The organism is Mucilaginibacter sp. (assembly GCF_036383575.1).
Classification (GTDB): domain Bacteria; phylum Bacteroidota; class Bacteroidia; order Sphingobacteriales; family Sphingobacteriaceae; genus Mucilaginibacter.
The window spans coordinates 1-8,877 of the sequence record NZ_DASVOB010000207.1 but is presented as its reverse complement, the minus strand read 5'-3'; the positions used below and the strand labels follow the sequence as shown (position 1 = coordinate 8,877).

At 42.8% G+C, this 8,877-nt stretch carries 9 protein-coding genes and 1 pseudogene; 6 read left to right on the top strand and 4 right to left on the bottom strand.

Annotated elements, in window-relative coordinates; all coding sequences use genetic code 11:
- From VF500_RS07550 to VF500_RS07535, 4 genes and pseudogenes are all read right to left on the bottom strand, one after another.
- Positions 1-957, bottom strand: a pseudogene (locus tag VF500_RS07550) (hypothetical protein); the annotation flags it as partial.
- A gap of 120 nt (positions 958-1,077) precedes the next feature.
- The gene (locus VF500_RS07545; RefSeq protein ID WP_330859087.1) at positions 1,078-1,293 is read right to left on the bottom strand and encodes a DUF2442 domain-containing protein; all 216 of its coding nucleotides are present in this window, start codon (positions 1,291-1,293) and stop codon (positions 1,078-1,080) included.
- 185 nt (positions 1,294-1,478) lie between these two features.
- Complete coding sequence (locus VF500_RS07540; RefSeq protein ID WP_110587330.1) at positions 1,479-2,204, bottom strand: YebC/PmpR family DNA-binding transcriptional regulator; 726 nt, start codon at positions 2,202-2,204, stop codon at positions 1,479-1,481.
- Between the two features lie 69 nt (positions 2,205-2,273).
- Positions 2,274-3,227, bottom strand: a complete 954-nt coding sequence (locus VF500_RS07535; protein ID WP_330859086.1) for an NAD-dependent epimerase/dehydratase family protein — start codon at positions 3,225-3,227, stop codon at positions 2,274-2,276.
- 423 nt (positions 3,228-3,650) lie between these two features.
- Here VF500_RS07535 and VF500_RS07530 point away from each other — a divergent pair, with 423 nt between their 5' ends.
- The 6 genes from VF500_RS07530 to crtD all read left to right on the top strand — a co-directional run.
- The gene (locus tag VF500_RS07530) at positions 3,651-4,658 is read left to right on the top strand and encodes an aspartate-semialdehyde dehydrogenase (RefSeq protein ID WP_090534105.1); all 1,008 of its coding nucleotides are present in this window, start codon (positions 3,651-3,653) and stop codon (positions 4,656-4,658) included.
- A gap of 85 nt (positions 4,659-4,743) precedes the next feature.
- Positions 4,744-4,905, top strand: a complete 162-nt coding sequence (locus VF500_RS07525) for a 2-oxoisovalerate dehydrogenase (protein ID WP_330859085.1) — start codon at positions 4,744-4,746, stop codon at positions 4,903-4,905.
- Between the two features lie 79 nt (positions 4,906-4,984).
- Positions 4,985-5,767, top strand: coding sequence for a hypothetical protein (locus VF500_RS07520; protein WP_330859084.1), 783 nt, complete (start codon positions 4,985-4,987; stop codon positions 5,765-5,767).
- Between the two features lie 72 nt (positions 5,768-5,839).
- The gene (locus tag VF500_RS07515; protein ID WP_330859083.1) at positions 5,840-6,622 is read left to right on the top strand and encodes a hypothetical protein; all 783 of its coding nucleotides are present in this window, start codon (positions 5,840-5,842) and stop codon (positions 6,620-6,622) included.
- A gap of 9 nt (positions 6,623-6,631) precedes the next feature.
- Positions 6,632-7,528, top strand: a complete 897-nt coding sequence (locus VF500_RS07510) for a LysR substrate-binding domain-containing protein (RefSeq protein WP_330859082.1) — start codon at positions 6,632-6,634, stop codon at positions 7,526-7,528.
- Positions 7,529-7,636: 108 nt separating this feature from the next.
- Positions 7,637-8,877, top strand: a 1,241-nt coding sequence (gene crtD, locus VF500_RS07505) for a 1-hydroxycarotenoid 3,4-desaturase CrtD (RefSeq protein ID WP_330859081.1), incomplete at its 3' end; no start/stop codon positions are given.

The window sequence follows — 8,877 nt, the reverse complement described above, 5'->3', positions numbered from 1 at the left end:
TGGTTTGAATCCCATTTTGGGTGCCGGTACTTCCGTTGCCGGTGGTTGAGGTTCCGGAGCAGGGGCTTCTTCTTTTTTCTCTTCAGCAGGGGGGGGATTTTCTACTGGTTTTGGCTTTACCATACCTGCGTTAAAGCGAGGTTTGAAACCTATTTTAGGCGCAGGTGTTTCAGTTACCGGCGCTTGAGGCTCCTCGGCAGGAGCATCCTCTTTTTTTTCTTCAGTAGGCATTTCATTTTCAACCGGTTCGGGTTTTACCATAGCCGCATTAAAACGTGGTTTAAAGCCTATCTTCGGTGCAGGCGCTTCAGTCGTCGGAGCTTGAGGCTCAGTCGCCGCAGTTTCTTCTTTTTTATCTTCTATTGGTGCTTCAGTTTCAGCAGGTTTTGGCTTTACCATTGCTGCATTGAAACGCGGCTTGAAGCCTGGTTTAGCAGGTGTTGCTGGCGTTTCGGCACTTGGAGCAGAAGCTTCTGCTTGCTGTTCGATGGCTGGTTCCGGCGCCGCTTCACCTTTTGCTGGTTTAGCTTTGGCCATTGCAGGGTTAAAGCGTGGCTTGAATGCTGGCTTTGGTGTAGTTTCTGCCGATGAGGATTCCGGTGTTGCTGGTTCTGCCTCTTGTTCTTTGGGTTCTTCAGCAGGAGTCGCCGGTTTAGTTACCGCCGGACGGAATTTTGGCGTAAATCCAACTTTGGCCGGTGTACCGGGTTCTATTAAACTTTCGGTAATGGTTTGTTCGGCAAGCGGGTTTTTGATATGTACTTTTTCGGTTTTAACCTCAAGCGGGACTGGGAATTGTCGTCTCAGTTTATTAAACCAGTACTTTTTGGTGTGGTCGAAGCTTTTTTCGCCCATTTGTTCAAAGTGATCTTTAAATTCAGAAAACAAAGCCGGTTCGCCCTGTTCAAGAGCTACAAGGTCAATTCTTTTCTTCTTTAAAAATTCTTCAAAAACCATTTTTTGTTTAGATGTAAGAATCAGGAATCAAGACTGTAAGACGAAGATTTAACCTCTTACATCTCGTACCCTATTCTTGTTGTTTTCTTGTTTTCTGACTCTTGCTGTCTTGACTCTAAGCTAAAGCGAAACATCCACATCCAGCTTATTAAAGCGGATGCCTTTATCAGTCTGGCTCCAGTCTTCACGTTCCTCGTCGGTAGCGTTCAGTAATTTCGGGAACCATTCCAGCGGGAAAGCCTGGGGTTTGCCACCATCAGTTTCAACAAAAAGCAGACCGTTAGCAAAGGTAACCTTTACTTTTTTCTCTCCTTTACGTGTGTTGAATAATGGCATGATAATGCTTAGTTAAACCGTCATTGCGAGGTACGAAGACAACCGAACGTAGGGAGCTCATTAATACCTATAAAAATCAAATTATAATTATTAATAATCCCAAACTATACAGGGCGGACCTGTTAATCGGGGATTGCTTCGTACCTCGCAATGACGCGTTGTTTATGTTAAATCCGGTATCAGAATTATTCCGCCATATTATGGTAAACTGCCTGCACGTCGTCGTCTTCTTCCAAACGGTCAATCAGTTTCATGATATCGGTAACCTGCTCTTCGGTAACGGCATGGAATGATTGCGGCACACGCTCCAACTTGGCCGATTTTACTTCGATACCAATTTCTTCTAATGCCTTTTGCATTTTACCGAAATCTTCAAAAGCTGTATGGATTACAGCAATATCATTGCCATTTTCGTCGGCTTCAACAAAGATCTCTTCCAAACCTGCATCTATCAGTTCAAATTCAAGTTCTTCCAGGTCGCGTTCGCCGGGCTCAAAAGTGAAAACCGATTTGCGGGTAAAGATAAAATCAAGTGAGCCGGTTTTACCTAACGAACCGCCATATTTTGTGAAGTAGCTGCGTACGTTGGCAACGGTACGGTTGGTGTTATCGGTAGCGGTTTCAACCAAAACGGCAACGCCGTAAGGCGCGTAACCTTCGTAAACAAGCTCTTCGTAATCTTTTTCGTCGCGGCTGCTGGCACGTTTAATAGCGGCCTCAACACGGTCTTTAGGCATGTTTACAGCCTTGGCGTTTTGTACGGCGGTACGCAAGCGCGAGTTGGTGTTAACATCACCACCACCGGCTTTTACAGCCATTACAATTTCCTTACCTAAACGGGTAAACTGCACTGCCATTTTGGCCCAGCGCTTAAACTTTCTTTCTTTGCGGAATTCAAATGCTCTTCCCATAGTGTTCTAATTGTCCATGGTCCATGGACTATAGACCATGGACTTGGCGAATATAATACTTGTTTTCTTTTAAATAATATTTTTAAGGTTCTCCAGCATATCAGCTACCATTTTTGGCAGATCATATTCCAGTTTCCAGCCCCAGTCGTTTTGGGCATAGCTATCGTCTATTGATTTTGGCCAGCTATCGGCAATGGCCTGGCGCGGGTCATTATCGCTGTAGCTGATCTCAAATTTAGGGATCAGTTTCTTTATTTCCTCTGCAAGCTGCTCTGGCGTAAAGCTGATACCGGCAAGGTTATAGGATGAGCGGATGCTGATCTGACTGGCCGGAGCATCCATTAAACTAATGGTAGCCCTGATGGCATCGTCCATGTACATCATTGGTAAGGCAGTGCCGTCAGCCAAAAAGCTTTCATAGCTGCCGGTTTTTAATGCATGGTGAAATATGTGAACAGCATAATCGGTAGTGCCGCCGCCGGGATTAGCCTTCCAGCCTATTAAACCGGGGTAGCGGATGCTGCGTACATCAAGCCCGTATTTATTAAAGTAGTATTCGCACCAGCGTTCGCCGGCCAGTTTGCTGAAGCCATAAACCGTGTTAGGATCCATTACACAATACTGCGGCGTGTTATGCTGCGGCGAATGCGGGCCGAAAACGGCTATAGAGCTTGGCCAGAAAACTTTATTTACTTTAAACTCAACCGAGAAATCAAGCACATGCAGCAGGCCGGTCATGTTCAGGTCCCAGGCCATTTTGGGTTTTTGCTCGCCTACGGCGGATAGTATGGCAGCTAAGAGGTAAACCTGTGTAGGGCTGTGCTTGTCAAAAATGTGGTGCAGGTTATCTTTATCAAGCACATTGATCAGTTCAAAGGGCCCGGTGCTGCCGCGCATAGCATAGGTTGGGCTATTAATATCTGAAGCTATAACTGCTTCGGCCCCATGTATATTTCTCAAAGCCATTACCAGTTCGGTGCCGATCTGGCCATTGGCGCCTATCACTAAGATCTTTTCGCTCATGCAATTTTGAGTTTACGGCGCAAAGGTAGGGTTTTTAAGTGAGTGGTTGATTGGGTTGGATTAGGTGAGTGGTTGTTTTTGTTTTCGGGATTACACCGATTGATTTTTGATTACTCACCAATTTTTTTGTATTCTGAACCATGATTTTTAGGATTTAAGGATTGTCCGGATGTTTCTGTCAGAATCAAAATTTACAGAATTAAAGGATTATCAGAATTACTTATCATTATTTTTATTTTGTTAATTCTCAAATCCTGTAAATTCTGATTCAGACTATCACTAATTCCCCATAAAAACCATAGACTTTATATTTTCACGATACCAAAAAAATGTGCATATTTGAGGGTTTAACTTTTAAAACACATAATTAATTAAAAACAGGCGCTGTGAAGCAGCCTGATACATTTCAAAAACAATTTAAAAATGAAAGTCGCAGTAGTAGGTGCCACAGGATTAGTAGGCACCAAAATGTTGCAGGTTCTTGCAGAACGCAACTTCCCCGTTACAGAATTAATTCCCGTAGCTTCAGAAAAAAGTATTGGTAAAGAAATTACTTTTAAGGGTAAGCAGTTTAAGGTGGTTTCTGTTGAGGATGCGATTAAGATGAAGCCGGACGTAGCAATTTTCTCGGCCGGCGGAAGCACTTCATTACAGCAAGCTCCTTTATTTGCAGCTGCTGGTACAACTGTTATTGATAACTCATCGGCATGGCGTATGGACCCAACCAAAAAACTGGTTGTGCCTGAAGTAAACGCTGATGTACTTACTGCCGAAGATAAGATCATCGCTAACCCAAATTGCTCAACTATACAAATGGTAGTGGCTTTAAAACCGCTGCACGATAAATATAAAATTAAAAGGGTGGTAGTTTCAACCTATCAATCTGTTACTGGTACTGGTGTTAAAGCTGTTGATCAGCTGTTTAACGAGCGTAAAGGTATCGATGGGCCGAAAGTTTACCCTTACACTATCGATTTGAACGTGATCCCGCAGATTGATGTATTTACCGAAAACGGTTATACTAAAGAGGAAATGAAAATGATCCTCGAAACGAAAAAGATCATGGGCGATGATAGCATCAAAGTAACCGCTACTACTGTGCGTATCCCGGTTATGGGTGGTCACTCTGAGTCGGTTAACATTGAGTTTGCTAACGATTTTGACCTGGCCGAAGTACGTGAGTTATTGGCTAACGCGCCAGGTATTGTTGTAGTTGATGATACAGCTAACCTGAAATACCCAATGCCGCTTGACGCGCATGATAAAGATGAGGTTTTTGTAGGCCGCATCCGCCGTGATGAAACACAGGATAATACCCTTAACTGCTGGATAGTATCTGATAACCTGCGTAAAGGTGCAGCTACCAATGCTGTGCAGATTGCCGAGTATTTGGCTGCTCAGCATTTGATCGGTCAGCCGGTTGAGGCGTAAGCAGATTAAGAAATATATTTCTCATTGGAGCCCTATAGCGTATGTTATAGGGCTTTTTTGTGAAAAATATTTCATAAATTTGAGTATGAACGAAATATTTTTCCTTGTTGAAGAAGCGATAGAAGGCGGTTATAACGCGCGGGCGATCGGTGAGTCGATTTTTACAGAAGGAGATTCACTTGATGAGCTTAAGGCAAATATCCGTGATGCGGTTCATTGTCATTTTGATGAGGATAAAGAATTATAGATTTGTTTTACCATAGATAAGATATTGAGATAGGGATAGTCATTTGATTATCCCTATTTTTATGCAGTAATATTTTGTTATGAGAACCTTAAACCTGATTGCTCTTTTCTGTTTTATTGCAACCGCTAAGGTTGTTGCTCAAACACCGCAGGCCGTTGAGGCCGATCTGCTAAAATCATTTAAAAAGATTGCATATTGGGATGATCAACAAGATAAAGGAGTTGACGGTGCAAGCGAATCATTAAGCGATGCTAACGATGAATTTGGAAATAAACTGAAAAAGTATGCGGAAACTTACCCGGCCTCCATTAGCATGCCTTTTAACTCGCTTAAAAAAGCACAACTTGATATCTTCACGTCGTCAGATGGTTTATTCAGAATTTACTCGTGGGATACCTGGACAGGCGGCACCATGCACATTTTTGCTAATGTGTTGCAAAGTAAAGCTGGTGATAAGACAAAAGCATTGTTGGTGAACAATCCCGAGGAGGGAGGTGCTCCCTTTTATTCAAATTTATATACTTTTAAAACAGGTGGCAGTACTTACTATTTTGGTATTTATGGAGTTATCGAATCATCAAGATATGCTGGTACAGGGATCAGGGTTTTTGCCATTCAAAATGGCGTTTTGAATAACGACGTGAAAATTATTAAAACACAATCAGGGTTACATAGTACAATTTTTTACGAATACGATTTTGGTTCGGTAGTTGATATCCCTTTTGAAAAACGCCCTACTATCACTTTTGATCAGGCTACGCAAACTATACGGATACCATTAGTAAATGCCAAGGCGCAGGTTACCGCCAAATTCATTAATTACAAATTCAACGGTCAATACTTCGAAAAAATAAAAAGCTAAGAAACAAGCAACTGAAAGCGATTTGCTACGAATATCAGCCGGATTTGCTTTTTTTGCGTATCTTGTTTACCGATGAAAACCTTTAAGTTAATAATTGTTTTCTGCTGCTGTTTTTACTCAGCAAATTTGTTTGCCCAAAGTCCGCAGGCCATTGAAGCCGACCTGCTACGGATCTTTAAACGGGTGAACTACTATGGCACCCATAAAAAGGAGTGGAAGGCTATCGATTCATTAGAGAAAATGAACAAGATCTTCGGCTTCAAGCTGAAGTACTATACCTCCAAATATCCCGAAACTATTAATTATCCTTTTACCGAGCTGGTTAAAGAACGGGTAGTGATAGCCACATCTGCCGATGGTTTGTTTCGCACCTATTCATGGGATACCAAACTGGGCAGCACCGGTTATGACTTTGATAATGTTTTGCAATACAAGGCTAATGGCAAAATATTTTCTTCGTTAAAAATGGATTCTGTTGGGAAAAAGCATAACCCGGTTTACTGGTATTCCAAGATCTATACCCTTAAGGCAAACAACAAGGTTTACTATCTGGCAGCGTATAATTCGGTACGTTCAAGTATCGACGCTACGCAGGGCATCCAGTTTTTCACTATCGATAAGGATAAGCTAAACGGTACCGTATTGCTGGTCAAAACTCAAAGCGGGATGCATAGCAAGTTGTATTTTGATTATAACTTCCTGTCGGTAGTTAATATGAAGGTGATCCCAACTATTTATTACGATGCTAAAAACCAAAGCATTCACAGTCCGTTAGTAAATGCAAAACGACAAGTTACCAGCGACTATATCGTATATAAATTTACCGGTAAGTATTTCGAACGGGTAAAAAATTAACTTTGCCCTATGATCTCCTTTGCCCACCGTGTATTTATGGAAGTTGCCGCCAATCTGAGTTTCAGTAAGGCCGCACAGGTACTGTTTATAACACAGCCGGCTATCAGCAAGCATGTTAAAGCGCTTGAGGATCAATACAAAGTACCTTTGTTTGAGCGTAAAGGCAACAGTATTTTACTCACAGAAGCCGGGAATAAACTCAATGAATATTTGCAGCAGGCAACGGAGATAGAACGGAAGATAGAATATGACCTTTCGGTTTTAAGTAACCTTTCACAAGCTGCCGGGCATTTGCGATTGGGGGCCAGCACCACGATAGCCCTTTACATTTTACCACAGATACTTTCAGGTTTCCAGCGCGAATACGCCAACGTTGATGTGCAACTGGTAAACCGCAACAGCGAATATATCCTGAACGCTTTGCTTAACCATGAAGTTGATATCGGTATTATCGAGGTTGATAACAAATTGACCACGGTATCATACAAACATTTTATGAGCGATGAGGTGATCCCGGTTTGCTCGGCTAAGAGTCCGCTGGCTGGAAAGTCATTAAGCTTAAAGCAGTTTGTAAAAACGCCTTTGGCTGTAAGGGAGCGTGGTTCGGGTACGCTGAATGCTGTACTGAAAGCACTTTCAGCATTACATATCAAGCCAGCCGATCTGTCGGTAAAGATCCGTCTTGGCGGTACCGAGGCTTTAAAGAATTTCCTGCTGGCTGATCAGTGTCTTGGCTTTATGCCGAGGCCGTCTATCATCCGTCAACTGGCCGAAGGCGACCTGGTTGAGGTACCTATTGAAGGTTTAAAAATCACACGCGATTTCTTCTTTATCCGCCGCAAGGGTACTGAAGACTATGGGTTGACGAGTAATTTTATCAATTACGCGTTGCAGCATATTGTCTGAACCGGGATTTTTATAGGATTTTTTTGATTGCCCGGATTTTACTATCAAATCAAAGAAAAATCCTGTTAATCCGTAAAATCTCCCCAAATCCCGGTTATCTTTACCCTCATGCCCTCCTCCAAAAAAGCTTTAATTATTGGTGCCGGTATAGCCGGAATAGCCAGCGCTATCAGGTTAGCGGTTAAGGGTTACCAGGTTGAGGTGTATGAGGCAAACAGCTACCCCGGCGGTAAGCTGAGCCAGTTTGAACAGGATGGTTATCGTTTTGATGCCGGGCCAAGCTTGTTTACGATGCCGCAATATGTCGACGAGCTTTTTGAGCTGGCCGGTAAAAAACCTTCCGATTATTTCAGGTATCAAAAGCTGGATACTGTTTGCAAATACTTTTATGAAGATGGCACCCGCTTAACCGCTTATGCCGATGCTGATAAGTTTAGCAGTGAGATCCAATACCAAACCGGTGAGTCGGCGGCGGCAGTGAACGAGTATCTCGAAAACAGCAGCAGAATCTACAGTATAACTAATCATGTGTTTTTGGAGCGTTCCCTACACCGGCTTAAAACATATCTGCGCTGGGATACATTTCAATCAATATTAAGATTTGGTAAGATAGACGCCTTCCGCAGCATGCATAAAGCAAACCAGGGTTTCTTTAACGATAAACGGGTAGTACAGTTTTTTGACAGGTATGCAACCTATAACGGCTCAAATCCTTATGCCGCGCCTGCTACCTTGAATGTGATCCCACACCTGGAACAGCATTTCGGTGCTTATTTTCCTGAAGGGGGAATGTATAACATAACTTCCTGCTTAGTGGCGCTGGCCGAATCATTGGGTGTAAAATTTCACTACAATAATCCGGTATCGGAGATTATATTGCAAGGGCATAAAGTAAAAGGGATCAGGACGAATGACAGGATAATTGAGGGTGATATCGTGATATCCAATATGGATATCTGGTTCACCTATCATAAGTTGCTCAATGCCCATCCTGAGCTTCACCCTAAAAAAATACTAAGCCAGGAAAGGAGCAGTTCGGCATTGATATTTTACTGGGGGATCCGGGATGAGTTTAAGGAACTCGACTTGCACAATATCTTTTTCAGCGCCGGTTATGAAGCGGAGTTTGATCATATCTGGAAGAAAAAGAATATTTACTATGATCCAACCATCTATCTCAACATCAGCTCCAAATATAAACCTGCCGATGCTCCCGAAAACTGCGAAAACTGGTTTGTCATGATCAACGTACCTGCCAATACCGGGCAGGACTGGGATGTGCTTATAGCTGAAGGTCGGAAAAACATCTTGAACAAGTTAAGCCGCCTGCTGGGTAAAGACATTGGCCC